The organism is Nitratidesulfovibrio sp. (assembly GCF_040373385.1).
In the GTDB taxonomy this organism is placed as follows: Bacteria; Desulfobacterota; Desulfovibrionia; order Desulfovibrionales; family Desulfovibrionaceae; genus Cupidesulfovibrio.
Window position 1 is genome coordinate 206259 of sequence record NZ_JBDXXH010000006.1, and the last position, 20954, is coordinate 227212.

The following is a 20954-nucleotide window of genomic DNA, read 5'->3' on the forward strand; positions in this document are numbered from 1 at the left end:
GTCCACCCGCCCGCCTTCGCCGCTCTCCCCGCCCGGTCTCGTGACCGGGTTTCGTGGCCCGCACCGGGTCCGCTTCGGGGGTGTCGCAGATTGGCGAGGGGGCTTGGGCCGCCATGCGCGGCGCATCTGGATGGCCACCCGCTGCCGGGCCATCCGGTATCCGTTGCGGTTCCGCCCCGGTACTGCGGCAGGGGCGAAACCGCCGGGCCCTGCATGCCCGGCGTGTCCTGTTCCGGATAAAAACGGAATCGGGGCGCCGCACCGCCCCAACGGGCAGGCGCGGCGCCCCGGCGTCTTGCTACTGGGCGGCCTTCACCCGGTCCAGCGCCTTGCCTTCCATGGCTTCGAGCTTGGCGGGCACGGGCGGGTACCACTTGATGTTGTCGATGACCTGCTGCGGGTAGCAGCGTTCGAAGTCGGCGCGGAACGCGGGCTTCAGGCGTTCGCCCACGCCCACGGCGGCAGTGGGGGTGTCTTCGGCGTTGGTGAACACGGCCGCGTTTTCGGGCCGCATCATGAAGTTGATCCACTTGTACGCGGCGTCCGCGTTGTCGGCCTTGGCGGGAATGGCGAAGGTGTCGATCCAGCCCAACGCGCCGGTGGTGGGCGCCACGAAGTCGATGTCGGGATTTTCGGCGTGCAGCTTGAAGCCGCCGTTGTCCCAGGCCTGGGCGATGTGCACTTCGCCGGAACGCATGGATTCCAGCAGCGCGTCGCCGTTGGTCCAGTAGTTTTTCACCACGCCCTTGGCGGCAATGAGCTTGCCCTCCACCTGGTCCAGCATCTTCTGGTAGGCGGCTTCATCGGCGTACAATGCAAAGGGGTCGATGCCCATGCCGAAGGCCTGCGCGATGATGGAGGGACGCTTCAGGCGGTAGCTGGCACGGCCCGCGTACCTGGCGTCCAGCAGGTCGGCGAAGCTTTTGGCCTCGGGCGCGAACTTGCGGTTCACGATCAGGCCGTCGGTGCCCCAGCAGAACGGCACGGCGTACGACTTGCCCTTGACCAGGGTGTTCTTTTTCACCGCGTCGAGCATGGAGGGAATGAACCGGGCTGCCTCGATGCGGCCGAAGTCGATGGGCTGGTACAGGCCAAAGCTTTCCTGCACGGAAGAAATGCGGTCCTGGCTGGGCTGGGCGAGGTCGAACCCGCCGCCGCGCGTGGCGCGCAGCTTGGCGATCATTTCCTCGTTGTTCGAATAGGTCACCTGCACCTTGTAGCCGGTTTCCTTCTCGAACTTTTCCACCAGTTCCGCCGGGGCGTACCCCTTCCAGGTCAGCAGGCGGAATTCCTTGGGCGCGGCATGGCCCAGGCAGGGCAGCAGCAGCACCGTGATCATCGACAGCAGCAACAACATCTTCCTGGTCATGTGCAGCCTCCGGGTATGATGGGTTTCCCGCCCGCGCGCGCCGCATCCCATGCACGGCGCAACCCCGCAACGGAACGCCCACAATGGCGCCCCCATGTTACACGAGGATTGCGCGCAAGCCACACACGGGTCACGGCCGCACGACCACTCGTGTCAGGCTACTCCAAAACCCTGCGGCTGTCACCGGATGGCATGACGGTGCGCACTTCTTGCCACGCGCAGGCCTTCCGCCGTGTACAGGGCCAGCGCAGCCCAGATGCAGCCGAAGGTCAGCAGGTGGGCCGAGGTCACCGGCTCGCGAAACACGAAGGCCCCCAGCAGAAAGGCGATGCTCGGCGCGATGTACTGCATGACCCCCAGCGTGGTCAGACGCAGCCGACGCGCCGCGAAGGCGAAACACAGCAGCGGCGTGGAGGTGGCGATGCCCGCCCCCACCAGCAACAGGTCGGTGGTCACCCCCAGATGCCCCAGCGCGCCGCCCCCCTGCCACGCCTGCCATCCCAGATACCCGACCGCCATGGGCGCGAGCAGCATGGTTTCGATGAACAGGCCGGGGATGGATTCCACCTTCACCAGCTTGCGCAACAGGCCGTAGAACGAAAACGACACCGCCAGCACCAGGGCCACCCACGGCAGCCTGCCGTACGACACCAGCATGGACAGCACCCCGGCAGCGGCAATGGCGATGGCCGCAAGCTGCACGCGGCTGGGCCTTTCGCTCAGCACCAGCGCGCCCAGCAGGGCGTTGACCAGCGGGGTCATGTAGTAGCCCAGGCTGGTTTCCAGCACCATGTCCGAATTCACGGCCCAGATGTACAGGAACCAGTTGCCGCCGATGAGCAGGCTGCTGCCCACGATGGTCAGCAGATTGCGGCGCGAGACCACGGCGGCGCGCACCTCTGCCAGGCGCCCCCCCAGCAGCACCAGCGGCAGCAGGAACACCACCGACCAGGCGATGCGGTGGCACAGGATTTCGAACGAGGGTACCTGCTGGACGAGCTTCCAGTACAGGGGCAGAAGACCCCACAGGCCGAACGCGCCAAGGGCCCCCCAAAGGCCCGCGCGCGTGGTGTGTTGCTCCGGTTGCGGCGGCATGGCTTCTCCTGGCGGCGGGGGTGTGCGCCCCGCGCCCAAATGTGGCGGATGAATGGCCTGGGTGGCCACGGCCAGTCACGGCCAGTCGCGGCCAGTCACGGCCAGTCGCGGCAGGCCCCAAAAACGAAGGGGGCCGTCGCCGACGGCCCCCTAAATTGCGCTGGGTCGTTGTCTACCGGCTGAAGGATCTGGCGAACAAGGCCTCGATGGCGGCCTTGCCGGTGTCCTCGATGAATCGGGTGCCGGTGGCGGTGAAGTGGCGGTGGGAAATGCGCGGGGCGGCCTCGGGCAGCCAGGCGTCCTGTTCCCAGCGGAACCAGCCGTTCTTCACCTGGTCGAACACGAACAGGGGCTTGTTGCAGATCTTGGCGAATTCCGCGCCCCAGCCGGTGCCGCCCTTGACGGTGCCGTCCTCCATCACCTCGCCCACAACGAACACCTCGTGCCCGCTGCTGACCTGCCAGCAGATGGACTGCAACACCTTACGGAACAGGGGGGCGCGGGTGTACTGGCGGTTCATCAGGCGCGAGACGTAGGTCAGGCTCACGTCCTTCAGGGCCAGTTCCTCGCTGGTCAGCACGCGCACGCCGCGCATGCGTTCCACCTGATGGCCCTCGAAGCTGTAGTTGACCTCTTGCAGGCCGTACGCCTCTGCCGTGGTGCCGAAGCAGGCCTCGGTCCCCGCGGCGCCGCCGCTGTACAGGATGCATTCCCTGGGATCAAGCATCGGTATCCTCCGTCGCGTTCGTGAAGGCCGGCCCGCCGCCGGCGCGGTGTGGTGGCGTCGTGCGACGTGCGCGGCGGGCACCACCCGGCGACACGTCATGAAAAGGGAAGACCCGCCCCGAAAGGCCGGGACGGGTCCAGTATACGCATTTGGCTTCCGGTGTACAGCGGGCGGTCAGCAATGGGGGAAGTGCCCTACCAGGGCCGACTACCCTGCTGCCTGGCAAACGGAACCCTGCCGCATGAGGGGCGGTTTGCGCCCTGCGGACAACGGTTCCTGTCTAGTGGCGGACGCGGGCAGACCCGTCATTCCCCGTCAGGATGCGCACCCGGTCACCCACAACGAAGGTTTCGTCCGGTTCCTGCACCACGGACATCGTCTGCCCGTTTTCCAGCCTGACGGTGATTTCGATGGCCTTCTTGGTGGACATGGCCTTTTCACCGGCGTAACCCGCCGCGCCGCCGGCCACGGCACCGCCAAGCGTGGTCAGCACGCGGCCCTTGCCGCCGCCGATCATGTTGCCGAGCACGCCGCCAACCACCGCGCCGCCAAGCGCGCCGAGGCCGGAGGCGTTGTCTTCGATCACGGCATCGCTGATCTGTTCCACGGTGCCGTACTGCACGGTGTGCGACATGCGGGTCTGCCCGCCCTTGTACGTGCCGCCGCCGTAGGTCTGGGCGCAGCCGGAAAGGGCAAGCCCGACGATCAGCAGCGCCACGAGGGCCTTGAGTTGACGCATCTCGTTCTCCTTGTCTTTAAGACCGTATCGTTTGCCGCGCCGCCGGAAATGACGGCGCGATTTCCTAGCTGAATATACAGCCTGCGGACGGGGGATGCAACACGCCCCCGCAGTGCGCTTCCGGCGCTTCCGGCACACTCCCGGCGCCGGTCCGGGTGGCGTCCGGGTGGCGTCCGGGGGCCGGTCCGGTGACCGGTATGGCTGCCATGCAGAACGCCGCCCCGGAACCTGCAGTCCCGGAGCGGCGCGAATGCCTGTGCGGTTCCGGTCTAGTAGCGGGGCGGGCGGGGCGCCTTGGGCTGCGCCTCGTTGACGCGCAGGTTGCGACCGCCGAACGGGGTGTTGTCCAGGGCTTCGATGGCCGCCGCAGCTGCGGCGTCATCCATCTCGACAAAGCCGAAACCACGGGCGCGCCCGGTTTCACGGTCGGTGACCAGCTTGACGGAAAGCACCGTGCCATAGGTGCTGAACAGGCTGCGCACTTCGTCCTCGGTGGCGGCCCAAGGCAGATTGCCGACGTAGATAGACTTGGCCATGCGAAAAACCTCTCACTAAAAATGGATCACGCCCGCGCCGTTTCATCGGGACAGGACCGATGTCCTGCTGCGCGGCCCCAGTTTCTGCCCTTGCCCCATGCAGGGCCATCCGTCAACAGGTAAGATCAAGGGTGGTGCCCCCCTGCGTGCATGCGCCACGCCCGCCCCAGCCCGGCCGGGCGAACCCGGAACCATTGCCGACACCGGCTTTGGATCAATGTTCCATGACATCAGGCACATGACCTTTGGACCGCTTTTCAAACGGAGCGGAATCCTCTATCCTTTTTCCATCCAACGCCGTTTCCCGAAGGGCCTCAGATGACCACCCGCCGCAAGGCGCCCTGGCCGCAGGAGGCATCGCCGCATGCGCCTTTGCGCGTGCCCGCCGACTGCCCGCGCCGCTCCCGCTTGTTTCCGCCGGGCCTCGTGCCCGCCGTGCGCCATCCTGTCGCAGACAGCCCCCGCAGCATCGACCGCCTGCGCCCCCCACGCCGCCTGACCCTCGTGTTTCGCCTGCCGGTTCTCCCGCCCGCATCACGTCCGTGCTCGCCGCTTCTGCTGGCCCTCGCCGCCATTGCTTCCATTGTTTCCATTGCCACGGTCCGCCCGGCCTGGGCCGCCACCGAAGGCGCCATGCCGTGGACGGTCCCCGCGCTGTTGCTGGGCCTTGCCGCCGGACTGGTGCTGGGGCTGCTGGCGGGGTTGCGGGCGCGGCGCGGCAAAACCGCCGGAGCGGGGCAGGATACCCCACGGGACGCGCAACCGCGCACTCCTGACCGGGCCGCCGCGCCGGATTGCACAGTTGCCTCGAATCACGCGGGCGACCTGGATCATGCGCGCGAACAGTACCATGCCATCTTCACCAGCGCGCCGGTGGGCATCTTCCGCGTGACGCCCGAAGGCCGTTACGAAAACGTCAACCCGGAATACGCACGCATCTGGGGCTGCCCCACCACGGAAGAAATGCTGGAATGCGTCTCGGACATTCCCCGGCAGATGTATGCCGACCCCGATGACCGCCAGCGCTTCGTGGGCGCGCTGCGGGCCACCGGCCGCGTGGACCGCATGGAACTGCGCCTCAAGCGCCGCGACGGCAGCCAGTTCTGGGGGCTGGTCAGCGCGCGGCTGGTACGCGGCCCGGCCCCGACCCAGCCAACGCACCCCACCCAGCCAGGCCAGGCGGACGGTTCGAACGGGGCGGCGCAAAACGCCCCGGCAGAGGTGGATTACATCGACGGCTTCGTGCTGGACATCACCGAGCAGAAGGTGATGCAGGACCAGCTTTCCGAGGCGTGGCGCAGGCTGCGCGACATCATCGACTTCCTGCCCGACGCGGCCCTGGTGCTGGACGCAACCCGCCGAATCACCGCCTGGAACCGCGCCATGGAGGAAATGACCGGTCATTCCGCCAGCGAGATGCTGGGGCGCGGCAACTTCGAATACGCCCTGCCCTTCTACGGCGAGCGCATCCCCCTGCTGGGCGACCGGTTCTTCAGCCCGGACATGCCCCTGCCCAGCCACTACACCCAGTTTGGCGGCCACGACGACAAGCTGACGGCGGAAGCCTACGTGCCCACGCTGTATGGTGGCCGGGGCGCCCACGTGTGGACCGTGGCATCCGCCCTGCGCGACGGCGAAGGACGGCTTGCCGGGGTCATCCAGACCATCCGTGACATAACGGAGCGTCGCAACCAGGTGCTGGAACTGGAAAAAAGCCGCCAGCGCTACGACATGGCCATTTCCGCCACCAACGACGGCATCTGGGAATGGGAACTGGCCACCAACACCCTGTACCATTCGCCCCGTTGCCTCGAGATCATGGGCCGTGCCCCCGACGCGGCGCTTTCCCCCATGGACGTCGCGGCCATCCTGCACCCGGAGGACAGGCTGGGCGTGCTGTCGGAGGTGCGCCGCATAACCGGAGCGGACGCGGAGCGCTTCGAGCATGAGTTCCGCATCCGCCACACCGACGGCACATGGCGCTGGGTGCTGGCGCGCGGCGCGGCCCGGCGCGCCCCCGGCGGCCGCCTGAGCAGGGTGGCCGGCGCACTGGCCGACATCACCGACCACAAGCAGGGCGACGCCATCGCGGGCATCCTGTTCCACATCGCCAACGCCATCAACGAAACGCGCGACCTGGACGAACTGTTCCTGTCCATCCATGCGGCCCTGCGCCGCCACGTGCAGGCCCCCAACTTCTTCATCGCCCTGGTCAACGAACCGGAAGACCGTCTGGACTTCGCCTACTTCGCGGACGAGCGCGACGCCCGCTACAACCCGGTGGAACGCATTTCCGACCCCGGGGTGCAAAGCCCCACCCTGGAGGTCATCCGCACCGGCAGGCAATTGCACCTGCACAGCAACGACATCGAGGCGCGGCCCGTGTTCGGGGCGCGCCCGGCGGCCTGGCTGGGCACTCCGCTGCGCTCGCGCGGCAAGGTCATCGGGGCCATGGTCGTGCAGCACTACGAGGATTCGGAATTCTTCTCGGCCCGCGATGCGGAACTGATGGTGCCAGTGGCCGAACAGGTGGCCGTGGCCATAGAGCGCAAGCAGGGCGAGGAAATGCTGACCCACCTCGCCCTGCACGACCCGCTGACCGGCCTGCCCAACCGCGCCCTGCTGCTGGACCGCATCGACCGGGCCATCCAGCGCCGCCGCCGCAACGACAGCTATCGCTTTGCCGTGCTGATGCTGGACCTGGACCGCTTCAAGTTCATCAACGACAGCCACGGCCACACCACGGGCGACAACCTGCTGGTGGAAGTGGCCCGGCGCATGCGCCCGGTGGTGCGCGCAGGCGACACCGTGGCCCGCCTTGGCGGCGACGAGTTCGCCCTGCTGCTGGAAGACGTGGACTCGCCCCGGCGCGTCGTGCAGATCACCCGCCGCCTGCTGGCTGCGCTGGAACGCCCGGTGCGCATGGGCGCCAAGGTGGTGCGCACGTCCGCCAGCATCGGCATGGTGCTGCGCACCCAGGGGTACGATACCGCCGATGCGCTGCTGCGCGATGCGGACATCGCCATGTACCAGGCCAAGGCCCAGGGCAAGGGGCGGTTCCGGGTCTTCAACCAGGCCATGCACCGCCACACCATGGAAATGATGACCCTGGAAGGCGACCTTTCCATGGCCATGCGCCGCAAGCAACTGTACCTGGAATACCAGCCGGTGTTCGCCGTGGACGGCCCACGACTTCTGGGCTTCGAGGCGCTGGTGCGCTGGCGCCACCCCACCGAGGGGGCGGTGCCGCCCGCCCGGTTCATCCCCATGGCCGAAGAAACGGGACTGATCCTGCGCATCGGCCAGTGGGTGCTGGAACAGGCGGCGGCCACCCTGTCCCGCTGGCGGGCCACCCTGCCCGGCGCGCGCGACCTGTACGTATCGGTGAACCTTTCGGCGCGGCAGGCCTCGCAGTCCAACCTTACCGGGCGCGTGGCCCGCGTCCTGTCCGACACCGGCCTGCCGCCCGAGGCCCTGAAGCTGGAAATTACCGAAACCGCCATCATGAAGGACCCGGACGGCGCGTTGCAGCGGCTGGAAGCCCTGCGCAGGCTGGGGGTGGGCATCGGCATCGACGACTTCGGCACCGGCTACTCGTCCCTGGCCTATCTGCAACGGTTTCCGGTGGACACCCTGAAGGTGGACCGCTCGTTCGTGTCCGCCGTGGCCGGGGACCCGGAAAACCGCGAGATCGTGCGCACCGTGGTCACCCTGGGCCGCAGCCTGGGCCTGCACGTGGTGGCCGAAGGGGTGGAGACGGCGGAACAACTCGCCATCGTGGCCGAACTGGGCTGCCACTCGGTGCAGGGGTACCATTTCTCCCGCCCCGTTGCCGAGGAACGCGCCGTGGATTTCATCGCCGCCGGGGGCGTTCCTGCCGAACGGAACACCAGCGGCCCGGCAACATCCGAACAACTCTGACCGGCCCTGCGCCGGACAATACGCCACGCAAGGAATACCCATGCCTGCACCGCGCATCCTGCTGACCAACGACGACGGCGTGCATTCGCCCGGCCTGCTGGCTGCGGCAAAGGCGCTGCATCCCCTGGGCGGGGTGGACGTGTTTGCCCCGTTGCGCCAGCAGACGGCCATGGGCCGCGCCCAGACCGGCGACCGCAACGCCACCCTGCAACAGGTGGAACTGGCCGTGGGGGGCACCCCGCTGACGGCCTGGGCCTGCGATGCATCGCCGGCGGCCACGGTGGGCCACGGGCTGAAGGTGATGCCCGGCTATGCCCCCGCGCTGCTGGTATCCGGCATCAACTACGGCGAAAACCTGGGGGCCAGCATCACCAGTTCCGGCACGGTGGGCGCCGCCCTGGAGGGGGCCTGCCGGGGCATTCCGGCGCTGGCGGTATCCATGGAAACGGGCATCGAATCGCACCATGCGTACACCGAACAGGACTGGAGCGCGGCCATGCACTTTCTGGCGCTGTTCGCGGGCATGGTGCTGGAACGCGGCCTGCCCGGCGACGTGCACGTGCTGAAGATAGACGTGCCCGCCGGGGCCACACTCGGCACGCCGTGGCGGCTTACCCGTCTTTCGCCGGACATGTACTACGAATCGCGGTTGGCCGCCCCCTCGCTGGCCAGCAGGCTGGGTGACGCCACCGTGACCAAGAGGCCCGCCCCCGGCGAATCGCCGGAAACCGATGTGTACGCCCTGAGCGTGGACCGGGTGGTTTCGGTAACCCCGCTGACCCTCGACTTCACGGCGCGCACGGCGTTCGGGGACATTCGCGCGTGGTTGGCCCCTAACGCACACTGACGCACACTGAGCTGGCCCGCCCCGCACCATGGCGCATGAAAAAACCCGGACCAAGGTCCGGGTTTTCTGTTGTCCGCAGGGCGGTGCGCAATGTCACCGCGAAAAAGCTAGCAGACGCAGCGCAACACCTTCAGCCCTTCCTGAAAAAGCACTTCCACCTTGTCGGGGCGCAGCACGGCGCGCACCTCGCCGGGGCCGAACACGGGATGGTCGATGATCTCGCCCTGTTCGTAGCTTTCGTTCATGCTGTACTTACGGTTGTTTTCCGCAGGGTTGCGGGTCATGGCGACCTTCCAGGCCACTTCGGTGGCCTCGGCGTCGCGCGCGGCCCGCTGATTGGCGCGGGTAGCGGCGGCCTTGCGGGCGGCCTCGGAACGCGAATTGGAAACGTCCACGGCCTCGGCGCGGGTGGCACCCGCACGCACCTTGCGCACGGAGGGTGCGGCATTGCGCGGGGCGTCCTTTTTCTGGGGACGGTATTTATGCACCGAGCCGCAGGCCCGGCATTCGACCTTCACCACTTCACCGCCGACCATGGCCACGATGACGTGACCCGTAATGTCGTTGCATCGGGTGCACTTGGCCTCAATGATCGACCCGGCGGCAAGTCCTGTACTGCGCATCAACACACCTTTCGCTTGTCGGGCGGCACGGGCCGTCCGGCGGCCATGCCGCCGGGCGTACGCGCCATCCCGGAAAAGAATGAATCCCCCCCGCGCTCCATCGGCCGCCCGTTCCCGGCAAGGGAACGCAGCGGCACCCGGCGGGGTGCATGCCCGCATCCGTATACCCGCAACACTGCATCGCCCACGGCCACCGGTCCTTCCCCCTGACGCGGCCTGCATTCCGCGCGCGTCCACAATATGGGTGGGCGGACGACGCGCTGCCCCCGGACGGGTGGTCCAGGCGCGGCGGGCATCGGCCCGTGGGCGCAACTGTTGGGGATCATGGAAACCCGGCTGCATAGCCGTGGCAAAACACCCACCGCCGCAAAAAAACCACAGGTTGGCACCTGTGGTCGGGCGGGGTGTTGCGGAACGGCTTCCTTACCCCCCCGAGACAGCGAAGGCAAGTCCAAAAGGCACTCGCCGGGCCGCCGCCGGGTCGCCTTTCCCCTCGAACAGGACATGAAACGGAAGCAAACCGGACGCTAACCGGAAACACCGCGAACAGGAATGGACAGGGGCGGACAGGGGCGGACAGGTACGGTGGCAACCGGAATACGGTTACGCTTCCGGCTCCTGCGCGGCCAGGACGGCGTTGCACGCCTCTTGCCAGGCCGTCATGCGTCCCTCGAACCCGCAGGCCGCCAGCCAGTCGATGTCCATCGGCCTCGGCACCCGCCCCGGCGTCAGCACCACCAGTTCGTGGTGCAAGGCATTGGCGGCATGCACTGCTGCCACGCAGACAATATCCACGCTGCCGCAGGCGGGCGCGTGGTGGCGGTACACCGACTCCACCACGGTGTCGGGCAGGCCCCACAGCGCCAGCAGGTACGCCCCCATTTCCGCGTGCGAGACACCGAAGACCTCACGCTCGGCGTCATGCACCAGGCTGCCCTCCTCGCGCACCCGGGCAAGGGCCGCGCCGTATTCCCCGGGCATGTGGGCAAGCAGCACCAGCTTGCCCACGTCGTGCAGCAACCCGGCGATGAAGCAGTCATCCTGCTCTGCCGCCGAAAGCCCCTCTGCCGCCGCGATGGCCCTGGCGAACCGCCCGACCCCGGTGCAGTGCCGCCACAAGAGGTCGGTGGAGCAGCCCAGTTCCGAAGGCGGGGTGAACTGCCGGAACAGTTCGGAAAGCAGCAGCAGGCCGCGCACCGTCTCCAGCCCCAGCAGCACCACCGCCTGGCGCGGCGTGCCGATGTGCCTGCGCAACCCGAAGAACGAGGAATTGACCAGTTTGAGCACCGATGCGGTCATGCCCATGTCGCGCGAGATCATGTCGCCGATGCGTTGCAGCGAGGGTTCCGGCTTGTCCATTTCCTCGCGCAGGGCGGCGAAGACCTCCGGCAGCGACGGCAGCGAGCCGATGGCCCCCAGCAGCCCCCTGATACGCGGGTTGCACAGCACCTCGCGCAGGCGCAAGGCGCGGTTCACGGTGCGGGCCAGGTCCTCGTGGCTGCACGGCTTGCTGAGAAACTGGTGGGCGGGCTTCACCGTGCGCATGATCATGGCGTAGTCGGAATAGCCGGAAAGGATGATGCGCAGGGTATCGGGAAAGCGGCGCTGCACTTCCGCCAGCAGCCTGTCGCCGTCCATGCCGGGCATGCGCATGTCCGAAACCACGACGTCGTGCGTCTCGCGGGCAAGAATGTCCAGCGCCTCGGCCCCGCTGCCGGCAAAGGACATGTGCCAGGCATCGCGCATGTGGCGCAGCGCCAGACGCAGCCCGTGCAGCACGTTGGGCTCGTCGTCCACGAAAAGTACCCGCAACTTGCCGTGCGTGGCCGGCTCCGTGCATTCCATCGTCTCCTCCGCTCCGTTGCGCAATGCCCCAGACGGGATGCCCCCGCCGATGGTCCGGCCCGACCCGTTCCAGTCTGCACCAGTCTGGCCTGCACCAGTCTGGCCTGGACAAGATGCCGCCCCGTGTAACCGTAGCATCCGCCCCCCGTTCAGGCAACGCATACGCGCGGAACACAGAACCCCGCGCGCCACACCCTTACGCAACGCCGTGAATGATGGTACACACGCCCCCATCAACGCACCCGCGCAATGCGCTTTTTCCGGAGCATAGCCGCCATGATCACCACTTCCATGTCCCCCCCGGATGCCGCCTCCATGGGCAGCCTGCGCGTACGCACCCTGCATCTGGCGCCGGATTGCACCATTGCCTCCGTATCCCCCGGCACGGAAGCGCCCGTTGCGCCGAACGGCGCCTGTTCGCGGGTGCCCGCACCCGCCACGGCAAACGGAACCGGCATTCCCGGCCCCGTTATCGCAAGGCTTGGCGAGGCCGAATCCACGAGGCCTGCCGACATGACGCCAGGCGAGGCCGAGTCCACGAGGCCTGCCGTTGTCTGGCCAAGCGAGGCCGAGCCCGCGAAGCCCGCTGACATGGCGCCAGGCGAGGCCGAGTCCACGAGGCCTGCCGTTGTCTGGCCAGGCGAGGCCGAGCCCGCGAAGCCCGCTGACATGGCGCCAGGCGAGGCCGAGTCCACGAGGCCTGCCGTTACCTGGCCAGGCGAGACCGAGTCTCCGAGGCCCGCCGTTATCTGGCCAGGCGAGGCCGAGTCCCCGAGGCCTGCCGTTATCTGGCATGACATCACCGCCCCCTCACGCGACGACCTGGGCCGCTTCCTGGCCCCCTACGACCTGCCCGACGACGTGACGGAAGCCTGCCTGGCACCACGCCGCTACCCCGAAGTCAGCGTGTTTCCTTCCGGCATCATGGTCCACCTGCCCACCCGCCACGACTGGAACGCCCAGCACAGCCGCTATCTGACGGTGCTCTGCCTGCCGGGCCGCATGATCACCCTGCACGATGAAGACATCTCCCTGCTGGACAAACTGGTGCAGATGATCCGCTCCGGCAACGCCCCGCTACAGGCCAGCGTGCAGGCCCTGCTCATCTTTCTGCTGGACGCCTGCATCGACGCCAACGTGCACTTCTACATGGAGGCCCGCACGCGCGTCGAACAACTGGCCGAACTGCTGGACGACACCCCCGACGCGGTCAGCCCCGACGACATCCTGCCGCTGAAGCGCGCCATCACCCGGCTGTCCATCCAGTTCGAGGACCAGTTCTACTGCCTGGCCACGCTCCAGACATTGCAGGCCACCGCCCTACCCCTGACCAGCCAGCGCGAAGGCCTGCGCGACATCATGGACAACCAGAACCACCTGGCCCGCAGCCAGGCCCGGCTGGAAATGCGCCTGCGCGACCTGTACCAGTTCTACCTGCTGCTGTTGCAACGCAACACCGACCACCGCATCCGGGTGCTTACCGTGCTTACGGCGGTGTGCATGCCGCTTACGGTCATCGCTGGCGTCTACGGCATGAACTTTCGCCACATGCCGGAACTGGACTGGGACTACGGCTATTACGCGACGCTGGGCGGCATGCTGGCGGTGGCCGCGGGCATGATGTGGTTCTTCCACAAGCGCGGCTGGTTCCGGTAGGGATTGTCCCCCCATTGTCCTTTCGCCCGTCGGCTTCCGACCCGAAGGACGCGCTGCGAAAAGGCCCCCGGCATTGCCGGGGGCCTTTCCATTGCGACGGTGGGGATGGCATCACGGGCGACGGCCCTTGCTCAAGACCGCCAAAGCAGGATTTTTGTTCGTTGACAAGGAAAACGAGCCTGCCATGAGGAAATATACTCTTACCGTATTTGACCGAAATGGCAGAGGACGTTTGACGACGTCAACGGACAAAAAGACAATTTGGCGCTATCCCTGCGAGATTTCGATGCGCCGCGGCTTCGCCGCTTCCGCCTTGGGCAGGAACAGGTTCAGCATCCCGTCCTTGAGCACGGCGCGGATGCGCTCCCTGTCCACCATGTCCGACAGGGTGAAGGTGCGCACGAACTCCACGGCGTCGAACTCGGCGTGCATGCGCCGGTCGCTTCCCGCCGGGGCATAGCTGCTGCGCCCGGTGACGGTGACCTCGTTCTCTTCAAGGTCGATGGTCAGCCCCTCCGGTGGCACGCCGGGCAGGTCCATCAGGATATGGAAGCCATCGGCCTGCTCGATGATGTCCGTGGCAGGGGAAACCCGCTCGATGCGCGCGGCGCTGCCTTCACGCACCGACGCGGACCGTTCTGCGCCGCTGGCGTCCCCGGTGCGGGCCACACTGGCGTTGCGTTCGGTGATGTCGGGCATCATTGCACACCTCCTGCCGGCGCTTCGATGGCGATCTTGCGCGGCTTCACGGCTTCGGCCTTGGGCAGGGTCACCCGCAGGATGCCGTTCTCGCTGCGGGCGGAAACGCGGTCGCGGTCCACGGGCACGTTCAGGCTCAGGATGCGCTGGAACGAGCCGGAAAGGCGCTCCTGCCTGAAGTACCTGCCCTCGGTGGGCTTGCGTTCGCCCTTGATGATCAGGTTGCGGTCGGTAAGGGTCAGTTCCACGTCTCCGGGTGCCACGCCGGGAACGCTGACGTCCACGGTGTAGCCGTCATCATTCTCGTGCACGTTCAGCAACGGATATGCAGTGCGCCGCGAGCTGAACGAATGCAACCGCGACATTTCGTCGAACATGCTCTCGAAACTTTTCGGCATGTCGTACAGTGTGCTGAAGTCAATCACCATGTTGGTACCTCCTCTGGTCCGGCACGTTCATGATTTGCCATTGCCACAGTGCGGCGGCATGCACATGGAACAGAATTTCCGCCGCACCCTTTCCGGAAATTAGCTAAATCCGCTCGCGGCAGTGTCAACACCCCCGGCACACACTTCATGGTGCGTCCCTTTCCGGGCAACCCGAAACCCGGCGTGGGCCTCCACGGCCCGCCCCCGTGGCGGGAGCCCGCGCCGGGCCTTGACAGACGGCTGCCGCCGGAAGGTTGACCCGGCTTCGTGCTTCCTCTACATGGTGGGGCGCACCCCCGCATTCCGTGGGGGCGCGGCGACGCAAGGAGCACCCCCCCATGCGCATTTCGGTGGATGTGGAAGCAACCCTGCCGGAGAGCCTGCGCGGCCCGGAAGGCGGTACCGGCCCCCAGGCCGCGCGCGAGGAACTGGGCGTCATCGCCGGGGCGGCACGCGGCCTTTCCGACGTGGTACGCATCGCGCGCATCCTTGTGCCTGCCGACTTCGGTGCGGCGCTGGACGAACTGGCCCCGGACAGGCATGCGCCCCGGTCACGCACGGATCCTTCCGCGTCTGGCGCCCCCACGGCCCCCAAGCCCCCGAAAGCGATGACGGCAGCCATCCCCGCCCCGCAGGGCTGGGTGCTGGTCTTCCACCCCGGCATCTACGGGCCGGAGCACGACGCCCACATGCGCTACGCCCTGTACTGGCGCGAACTGACCCGCCTGGTGAACAAGGGGCGGCTGCCAGTGCCCCTGCGCGCCGCCACCGGCGCTTCCCGGCAGGACAGCCACGCCGTGCTGCTCACCGCCGTCTCGCGCCTGTTCGGTGAATACGACGCCGCCCGCAAGGCCTGGGACTTCCGCGACGGGCTGCTGCGCAAGGTGCTGCGGCAGGAACTTTCCGAACGCGCCCGCACCGCCCTGCTGCACGCCTTTGCCGCAGACCTCGGCCACGTCACCTCGGCAGACGCCCGCACATGGTTGCGCATGCTGGCCGACGACCACGCCCGCACCGGCGATACCGTCACCTACCTGCGCGCGGTGCGCCCGCTGGTGATGCGCCTTTCGCTGGCCCTGTCCCACGCCTGGGCCACCCTGGACCACTTCCCCGACCTGGCCGCGCCCGGCGCCGAACTGCTGCACCGGGCCGAACTGCCCGCCGCCGCGCGCGACCTGCACACGTTCTTCCGCAACCGCCACGTGGCCGGTTCGCCCGACATGGAACCCGGCACGGAACTGCTGGCGGCATTGTGGGCGGGCTTCGGCCTGCGCCTGGCCGACGGACCGGACGGGCTTACCGCGCTGCGGCCCGGCGACTAGCCCGTCCCCCTCCCGCGCGCGGTACCGGGTGGTGCGGTCCTTGCCGTTCCATCCGGCGCATGCCCTTCCCCTTCGCCGCGCGAATACTTATAGTCCCGGCATTGCCCGGTGCCCCCCCCGTGGGGCGTGCACGCCATGTGCATCCCGTACTGTATATGTACGCCACGCACGAGTGCGGACAGCAAACGCGGCACCAGCGCCACGTTGCCCCCGAGGGACCACCTCTTCCCACAGCCCATACCGTCATATTTCTCCATGTTTCCCCATACTTCACGGACACGGGAACCCCATGCGCAAGAAGATCATCATCGGCCTCGCCATCGCCCTCGCCGTGGCCCTGATCGCCGCCTACTTCCTGTCGCGGCGCGAAGGCCGCACCGAAATCACCCAGACCGCCACCGTGAGCCGGGCCACGGTACGCAAGGTGCTGGACGCCACGGGCATCATCAAGCCCGAGGTGGGCGCCATCGTGAAGACCGGCACCCGGTTCACCGGCATCATCCGCACCATGCACGTCAAGGTGGGCGACAAGGTGAAAGCCGGGCAGATCATCGCCGAAATCGACGACCGCGAGCAGCGCGCCCAGCAGGACCAGGCCGAGGCCACCCTGCGCAAGGCCCAATCGGAGCGCGCCCGCGTTGAAGCATCGTACCCCCTGCAAATCCGCGAGGCAGAAGCCCAGATGGCCGCCGCGCAGGCCGACTACGACTACGCGGCCCTGAACCTGAAGCGCCGCCGCACCCTGGTGGACCAGGACCTGGACGCCCGCAATACCCTGGACGAGGCGAAACAGCAGGCTGAAACCACCGCCAACACCCTGGCCGCGCGCAAGGCCACCCTGGAACGCCTGCAACGCGAATCGACGCTGGCCATCAGGACCGCGCGCGAGGCCGTGAAGGAGGCGCAGTCCGCGCTGGAAGCCACCAACGTGCGCCTGTCCTACTCGGTGATTCGCGCCCCGCTGGACGGCGTGGTCAGCGAGGTCACGGCGCAGGGCGGCGAAACCGTGGTGGCGGGCTTTCAGGTGGCCAACCTGATCACCGTGCTGGACCCCACCCGGCTGGAAATGTGGATCTACGTGGACGAAACCGACGTGGGCCAGGTAACCCCCGGCATGTCCGTGGAATTCCGCGTGGATTCGCTGCCGGGCCGCACCTTTGGCGGCACGGTGAACCAGATATACCCGCAGCCGGAAATCCGCGACAACATCGTGTACTACCGGGCGCTGGTACGCCTTACCCCGCAGACCTCCACCGACCTGCGGCCCGAAATGACCACCCAGTGTCGCATCGTGGTGCAGCAGAAGGACAATGTACTGGCCGTGCCCAACGAAGCCCTGAAATGGGTGGGCGGCGAGCAGGTGGTGTTCGTGCAGGACGGCGGCGCCATCCGCCGGGTGCGGCCGCGCATCGGCCTGGCCGGAGCTGAAACCAGCGAGGTGCTGGAAGGGCTGGCCGAAGGTGACGTGGTGGGCACCAGGGTGGTGCTGCCCGCATCGCGCGGGGGGGCGCGGCCCGAGCAGGCGTCTGGCGGATCGGGCGGTCCTGGTGGACAGGGCGGCGGCCCCGGTTCCGCGCGTCCGGGCCGGTAGCGGGGCGCGCAGCATGACCAGCACACCCAACGACACGGCACGGCAAACCGAGGCGGTGAAAACACCCGCCCCATCGACGGGCACTGGCGCGCCACTGGTCGAACTGTCCGGCATCACCCGCAGTTTCCGGCAGGGCGACCTGACCGTGGACGTGCTGCGCGGCGTCAGCTTTTCCATCGGACGCGGCGAGTTCGTGGCCATCCAGGGTTCTTCCGGCTCCGGCAAGTCCACGCTGCTGCACATCCTGGGCCTGCTGGACAGCCCCACTGCGGGCCGCTACGTGCTGGACGGGCACGACGTGTCGCACCTGGACGACGACGCCCGGTCGGAGGCCCGCAACCAGCTGACCGGCTTCGTGTTCCAGAACTTCTACCTCATCCCCTACGCCACCGCGCTGGACAACGTGCTGCTGCCCGGCCTGTACAGCCACAAGAACCTGCGCACCCAGCGCAAGCGGGCCGAAGACCTGCTGCACCGCGTGGGCCTTGGCGACCGCATGGACTTCGTGCCCGCGCGCCTTTCCGGCGGGCAGCAACAGCGCGTGGCCCTGGCCCGCGCCCTGCTGAACGACCCCGCCCTGATCCTGGCCGACGAGCCCACCGGCCAGCTCGATTCCACCACCAGCGCCGACATCCTGGACCTGTTGGCGGACATCAACCGTACCGGCAAGACCGTGGTGGTGGTGACCCATGACATGGAAACCGCCGCCCGCGCGCGGCGGCGCATCGTCATCCGCGACGGGGTCATCGAAAGCGACGGCCTGCACGGCGAGGGGCTGCCCTCTCCCGATCCTTCCGCCATCGGCCCGGTCGGCGGCGGAGTTCCGGCATGACGACCCCGGTGGCCCCGGCGCCCCTGACGCCCCTGACGCGCATGACGCGCATGACGCGCCCGGAATCCGACCCGACTTCCCGCCGTTTCGGCGGGCAGGGTACGCCGCCCCGCCCGCGTGGCCTGTCAGGGGTGTCAGGCCTGTCAGAGTTGTCCGGACAACTGCGCGAAGTCTGGCGCGCCGCCAGGCTGGGCCTTTCCGCGCTGCTGGCCTACCGGCTGCGCAGTTTCTTCGTCATCGCCGCCGTATCGCTGGGCATCGCCTCGCTGACGGTCATCGTGGCCGCCGTTGACGGCGCATCCAAGAAAGCCGACGAAATCGCCGACATGTTCGGGCCGGACGCGGTGCTGGTGTTCGGGGGCAACATCGTCAACCAAGCCGTGGGCGCCCGCACCCTTACCCTTACCTGGGAAGACGCGGCGCGCATCCGCCAGTCGCTGCCGGGTGCGTACATCGTGCTGCCCATGCGTTCCAAGGGCAACGTGCGCCTGAAGCACGAGGCCAACAACTACGACGTGTCGCTGGTGGGCGGCACCACCGAGAATTACGCCAAAGCCTGGAACTGGCCGCTGGTGGAAGGCCGAGACCTTACGGCGGAAGACGTGCAGCGCGGCGCGCGCGTGGCCCTGATGGGCGACAGGCCCGCCCGCGAGCTGTTCGGCGACGAAAGCCCCGTGGGCCGCACCTTCCTGATGTCCGGCGTGCCGTTCACCGTGGTGGGGCTGTTGCAGTACCGGGGCATGTCCGGCGGTGGCAGCAGCGTGGACGACCGTGTCATCATTCCCCTTACCACGCTGACCCAGCGCTTCAACATGGACCGCCGCTACTTCCGTGCCCTGCGCGTGAAGTTCGAGGACGTGGCGGGCATGGACGCCCACGTGGAAGACCTGCGCAGCCTGCTGCGCCACCTGCACCGCCTTGCCCCTGAAGACCCCGACGACTTCACCATACTCACCGCCAAGGAAGTGCTGAAGTTCCTGTCCGTGATCAAGGGCGGACTGGTGCTGTTTCTGGGGGTGACGGCGACGGCGGCCATGATCGTGGGTGGCTTCGTGCTGGCCAACCTGTTCCTGCTTTCGGTCACCGAACGGCGGGTGGAGATCGGCCTCAAGAAGGCACTGGGCGCGCCGGGTCGGGCCATCCTGCTGCAATTTCTGATGGAATCGCTGGCGCTGACCCTGTGCGGCGCCGTGGGCGGCGTGCTGCTGGGCGCGCTGATGGGCCAGATGCTGGAACGCCTTGGGCTCATCGAAATGGTGCTGTCGGTCAAGGTGTTCCTGCTGGCCCTGGCCGCCGCCACGGCGGTGGGCCTGGTGTTCGGGCTGCGCCCGGCGCGGCAGGCCGCCGCACTTGACCCCATTCAGGCCCTGCGCGGGGGCGAGTGATGCAACGGCTGCGCATTGCCCTGCGTTCGCTGGCCGCCCACCGCATGCGCACGATACTGGCCATGCTGGGGGTCTTTCTGGGCGCGCTGGCGCTTACCGCCGTGCTGCACATCTCCAAGGCCATGGTCAAGAAGGCCGACATCGAGACGCAGCGCCTTGGCCCCAACCTGTTGCAGGCCCTGTCCGGGCAGGCCAACTTCCGGCGCGAAGGGTCCACCCGCGTCACCGGTATGACCACCACTTTCAGCCTGGAGGACGCCCGCGAAATCCTGGGCACCGTGCCGCAGGTGCGCCTTGGCGTGCCCTATGCCAGCGGTTCCATGCCGGTGCGCTATGGCCGGGTGAAGACGGGCAGCCAGCTCATGGCATCGCCCCCGGCCTACGCGCAGGTGCGCGTGCTGGAAACCGAGCATGGCCGCTTCTACAACGAGGAAGAGGAGGCCACGCAGGCCAAGGTCTGCGTGCTGGGCTACGCCATCGCGCAGCGCCTGTTCGGCGACACGGCAGACGCCGTGGGCAGGCAGGTGTTCTTCTTTCGCGCCAACGTGCTGGTGGTGGGGGTGCTGCCGGAAAAGGGCCAGGACGTGACCGGCGCCAACCTGGACGAGATGGTGTTCACCCCGCTGTCCACGTACATGCGCCGCTTCACCAATCAGGACTGGATCAGCGGCGTATTCATGAACCTGCACGACCAGAACGACGAGGCTGCCGCCAAGGCCGCCGTCACCGACATCTTGCGCCGCCGCCACCACATGGGGCCAAGCCGCAAGGACGACTTTTCGGTCATCTCGGCGCAGGATTCCGCCCGCCTGCGCAACCAGGCGCTGGAGCTGGTGTGGACGCTGGGGGTGCTGTCGTCGTCCATCTCGTTTGCCGTGGGGGCGCTGGGCATCCTGTCCATCATGATCCTGCTGGTGCGCGCCCGCAGGCTGGAAATCGGCATCCGCCGGGCCGTGGGCGCCAGCCGCACGGTGATCATCCGCCAGTTTCTGGCCGAGGCCGGGGTGATGGCCGGGGTGGGCGGCGCGGCAGGCGTGCTGGCGGCTGTGGGCATCGTCACCGTGGTGTACACCGTGGGGGACTTTCCGTACCTGTACGACCCGCTGCTGATTGCGGGGGCCTGCGTGGCGTCGGTGCTGCTGGGGTTGGTGGCCGGGGCGTACCCGGCGTGGCAGGCGTCGCGGGTGGAGGTGTTGGAGGTACTCAGGAATCCTGAGTGAGGGGGAAATGGAAGAGGGGGAGGGGGCGTGCGCAGTTGCGTCCGGCCTCTACGAAGGCCGTTGCGCCCTTTTGACCACGCCCGATTTCGTTATGGCTCCGACGGGTGTGGAGGGGGCGT

At 67.8% G+C, this 20954-nt stretch carries 17 protein-coding genes; 8 read left to right on the plus strand and 9 right to left on the minus strand.

All coding sequences use genetic code 11. The features are described from left to right. Positions 1 to 298: 298 nt before the first annotated feature. From ABWO17_RS12235 to rbp, 5 genes are all read right to left on the minus strand, one after another. Positions 299 to 1369 carry an extracellular solute-binding protein gene (locus ABWO17_RS12235; protein ID WP_353118905.1) on the minus strand — a complete coding sequence of 357 codons (1071 nt, stop codon included), beginning with the start codon at positions 1367 to 1369 and terminating at the stop codon, positions 299 to 301. A 180-nt stretch (positions 1370 to 1549) separates the two neighbouring features. Beyond that, positions 1550 to 2464: an EamA family transporter RarD gene (gene rarD / locus ABWO17_RS12240; protein WP_353118907.1), complete on the minus strand. Its 915-nt coding sequence runs from the start codon at positions 2462 to 2464 to the stop codon at positions 1550 to 1552. A gap of 172 nt (positions 2465 to 2636) precedes the next feature. Continuing rightward, positions 2637 to 3191: a hypothetical protein gene (locus tag ABWO17_RS12245; RefSeq protein ID WP_353118909.1), complete on the minus strand. Its 555-nt coding sequence runs from the start codon at positions 3189 to 3191 to the stop codon at positions 2637 to 2639. Between the two features lie 280 nt (positions 3192 to 3471). Then, positions 3472 to 3930 carry an outer membrane lipoprotein gene (locus ABWO17_RS12250; protein WP_353118911.1) on the minus strand — a complete coding sequence of 153 codons (459 nt, stop codon included), beginning with the start codon at positions 3928 to 3930 and terminating at the stop codon, positions 3472 to 3474. A gap of 269 nt (positions 3931 to 4199) precedes the next feature. Then, positions 4200 to 4466: an RNA-binding regulator gene (gene rbp / locus ABWO17_RS12255; RefSeq protein WP_035068700.1), complete on the minus strand. Its 267-nt coding sequence runs from the start codon at positions 4464 to 4466 to the stop codon at positions 4200 to 4202. A gap of 318 nt (positions 4467 to 4784) precedes the next feature. Between rbp and ABWO17_RS12260 the strand changes: the two genes are divergently transcribed. Continuing rightward, entirely contained in the window at positions 4785 to 8387 is a 3603-nt protein-coding gene (locus tag ABWO17_RS12260; RefSeq protein WP_502914913.1) for an EAL domain-containing protein, read from the plus strand. 40 nt (positions 8388 to 8427) lie between these two features. Continuing rightward, positions 8428 to 9234: a 5'/3'-nucleotidase SurE gene (gene surE, locus ABWO17_RS12265; protein ID WP_353118915.1), complete on the plus strand. Its 807-nt coding sequence runs from the start codon at positions 8428 to 8430 to the stop codon at positions 9232 to 9234. Between the two features lie 107 nt (positions 9235 to 9341). Here surE and ABWO17_RS12270 read toward each other — a convergent pair whose 3' ends face one another. Both ABWO17_RS12270 and ABWO17_RS12275 read right to left on the minus strand, forming a co-directional pair. After that, positions 9342 to 9857: a hypothetical protein gene (locus ABWO17_RS12270; RefSeq protein WP_353118917.1), complete on the minus strand. Its 516-nt coding sequence runs from the start codon at positions 9855 to 9857 to the stop codon at positions 9342 to 9344. A gap of 603 nt (positions 9858 to 10460) precedes the next feature. Next, positions 10461 to 11702: a response regulator gene (locus ABWO17_RS12275; protein WP_353118919.1), complete on the minus strand. Its 1242-nt coding sequence runs from the start codon at positions 11700 to 11702 to the stop codon at positions 10461 to 10463. A 276-nt stretch (positions 11703 to 11978) separates the two neighbouring features. On the opposite strand from ABWO17_RS12275, the gene ABWO17_RS12280 reads away from it, so the two are divergent. Next, the gene (locus tag ABWO17_RS12280; protein ID WP_353118921.1) at positions 11979 to 13358 is read left to right on the plus strand and encodes a magnesium transporter CorA family protein; all 1380 of its coding nucleotides are present in this window, start codon (positions 11979 to 11981) and stop codon (positions 13356 to 13358) included. 267 nt (positions 13359 to 13625) lie between these two features. On the opposite strand, the gene ABWO17_RS12285 is transcribed toward ABWO17_RS12280, so the two are convergent. Together ABWO17_RS12285 and ABWO17_RS12290 are read right to left on the minus strand one after the other, a co-directional pair. After that, positions 13626 to 14057, minus strand: coding sequence for an Hsp20/alpha crystallin family protein (locus ABWO17_RS12285; protein ID WP_353118949.1), 432 nt, complete (start codon positions 14055 to 14057; stop codon positions 13626 to 13628). After that, entirely contained in the window at positions 14057 to 14485 is a 429-nt protein-coding gene (locus tag ABWO17_RS12290) for an Hsp20/alpha crystallin family protein (RefSeq protein WP_353118923.1), read from the minus strand. Before ABWO17_RS12290 ends, ABWO17_RS12285 begins: the two co-directional genes overlap by 1 nt. Positions 14486 to 14823: 338 nt before the next feature. Between ABWO17_RS12290 and ABWO17_RS12295 the strand changes: the two genes are divergently transcribed. From ABWO17_RS12295 to ABWO17_RS12315, 5 genes are all read left to right on the plus strand, one after another. Beyond that, positions 14824 to 15807 (plus strand): hypothetical protein, encoded by a 984-nt coding sequence (locus ABWO17_RS12295; RefSeq protein ID WP_353118925.1) that lies wholly within the window; start codon positions 14824 to 14826, stop codon positions 15805 to 15807. A gap of 289 nt (positions 15808 to 16096) precedes the next feature. Further along, the gene (locus tag ABWO17_RS12300) at positions 16097 to 17398 is read left to right on the plus strand and encodes an efflux RND transporter periplasmic adaptor subunit (RefSeq protein ID WP_353118927.1); all 1302 of its coding nucleotides are present in this window, start codon (positions 16097 to 16099) and stop codon (positions 17396 to 17398) included. A 13-nt stretch (positions 17399 to 17411) separates the two neighbouring features. After that, a complete protein-coding gene (locus ABWO17_RS12305) occupies positions 17412 to 18230 on the plus strand; it encodes an ABC transporter ATP-binding protein (protein ID WP_353118929.1) in 819 nt (272 codons plus the stop codon). After that, entirely contained in the window at positions 18227 to 19615 is a 1389-nt protein-coding gene (locus tag ABWO17_RS12310) for an ABC transporter permease (RefSeq protein WP_353118931.1), read from the plus strand. Before ABWO17_RS12305 ends, ABWO17_RS12310 begins: the two co-directional genes overlap by 4 nt. Then, positions 19615 to 20835, plus strand: coding sequence for an ABC transporter permease (locus ABWO17_RS12315; RefSeq protein ID WP_353118933.1), 1221 nt, complete (start codon positions 19615 to 19617; stop codon positions 20833 to 20835). The genes ABWO17_RS12310 and ABWO17_RS12315 overlap by 1 nt, the downstream gene beginning before the upstream one ends. Positions 20836 to 20954: the final 119 nt, after the last annotated feature.

What these genes read in the sequence shown, in the direction of transcription:
- ABWO17_RS12235 (WP_353118905.1), bottom strand. Translation starts at nt 1,369, where the DNA reads ATGACCAGGAAGATGTTGTTGCTGCTGTCGATGATCACGGTGCTGCTG.
- rarD (WP_353118907.1), bottom strand. Translation starts at nt 2,464, where the DNA reads ATGCCGCCGCAACCGGAGCAACACACCACGCGCGCGGGCCTTTGGGGG.
- ABWO17_RS12245 (WP_353118909.1), bottom strand. Translation starts at nt 3,191, where the DNA reads ATGCTTGATCCCAGGGAATGCATCCTGTACAGCGGCGGCGCCGCGGGG.
- ABWO17_RS12250 (WP_353118911.1), bottom strand. Translation starts at nt 3,930, where the DNA reads ATGCGTCAACTCAAGGCCCTCGTGGCGCTGCTGATCGTCGGGCTTGCC.
- rbp (WP_035068700.1), bottom strand. Translation starts at nt 4,466, where the DNA reads ATGGCCAAGTCTATCTACGTCGGCAATCTGCCTTGGGCCGCCACCGAG.
- ABWO17_RS12260 (WP_502914913.1), top strand. Translation starts at nt 4,785, where the DNA reads ATGACCACCCGCCGCAAGGCGCCCTGGCCGCAGGAGGCATCGCCGCAT.
- surE (WP_353118915.1), top strand. Translation starts at nt 8,428, where the DNA reads ATGCCTGCACCGCGCATCCTGCTGACCAACGACGACGGCGTGCATTCG.
- ABWO17_RS12270 (WP_353118917.1), bottom strand. Translation starts at nt 9,857, where the DNA reads ATGCGCAGTACAGGACTTGCCGCCGGGTCGATCATTGAGGCCAAGTGC.
- ABWO17_RS12275 (WP_353118919.1), bottom strand. Translation starts at nt 11,702, where the DNA reads ATGGAATGCACGGAGCCGGCCACGCACGGCAAGTTGCGGGTACTTTTC.
- ABWO17_RS12280 (WP_353118921.1), top strand. Translation starts at nt 11,979, where the DNA reads ATGATCACCACTTCCATGTCCCCCCCGGATGCCGCCTCCATGGGCAGC.
- ABWO17_RS12285 (WP_353118949.1), bottom strand. Translation starts at nt 14,057, where the DNA reads ATGCCCGACATCACCGAACGCAACGCCAGTGTGGCCCGCACCGGGGAC.
- ABWO17_RS12290 (WP_353118923.1), bottom strand. Translation starts at nt 14,485, where the DNA reads ATGGTGATTGACTTCAGCACACTGTACGACATGCCGAAAAGTTTCGAG.
- ABWO17_RS12295 (WP_353118925.1), top strand. Translation starts at nt 14,824, where the DNA reads ATGCGCATTTCGGTGGATGTGGAAGCAACCCTGCCGGAGAGCCTGCGC.
- ABWO17_RS12300 (WP_353118927.1), top strand. Translation starts at nt 16,097, where the DNA reads ATGCGCAAGAAGATCATCATCGGCCTCGCCATCGCCCTCGCCGTGGCC.
- ABWO17_RS12305 (WP_353118929.1), top strand. Translation starts at nt 17,412, where the DNA reads ATGACCAGCACACCCAACGACACGGCACGGCAAACCGAGGCGGTGAAA.
- ABWO17_RS12310 (WP_353118931.1), top strand. Translation starts at nt 18,227, where the DNA reads ATGACGACCCCGGTGGCCCCGGCGCCCCTGACGCCCCTGACGCGCATG.
- ABWO17_RS12315 (WP_353118933.1), top strand. Translation starts at nt 19,615, where the DNA reads ATGCAACGGCTGCGCATTGCCCTGCGTTCGCTGGCCGCCCACCGCATG.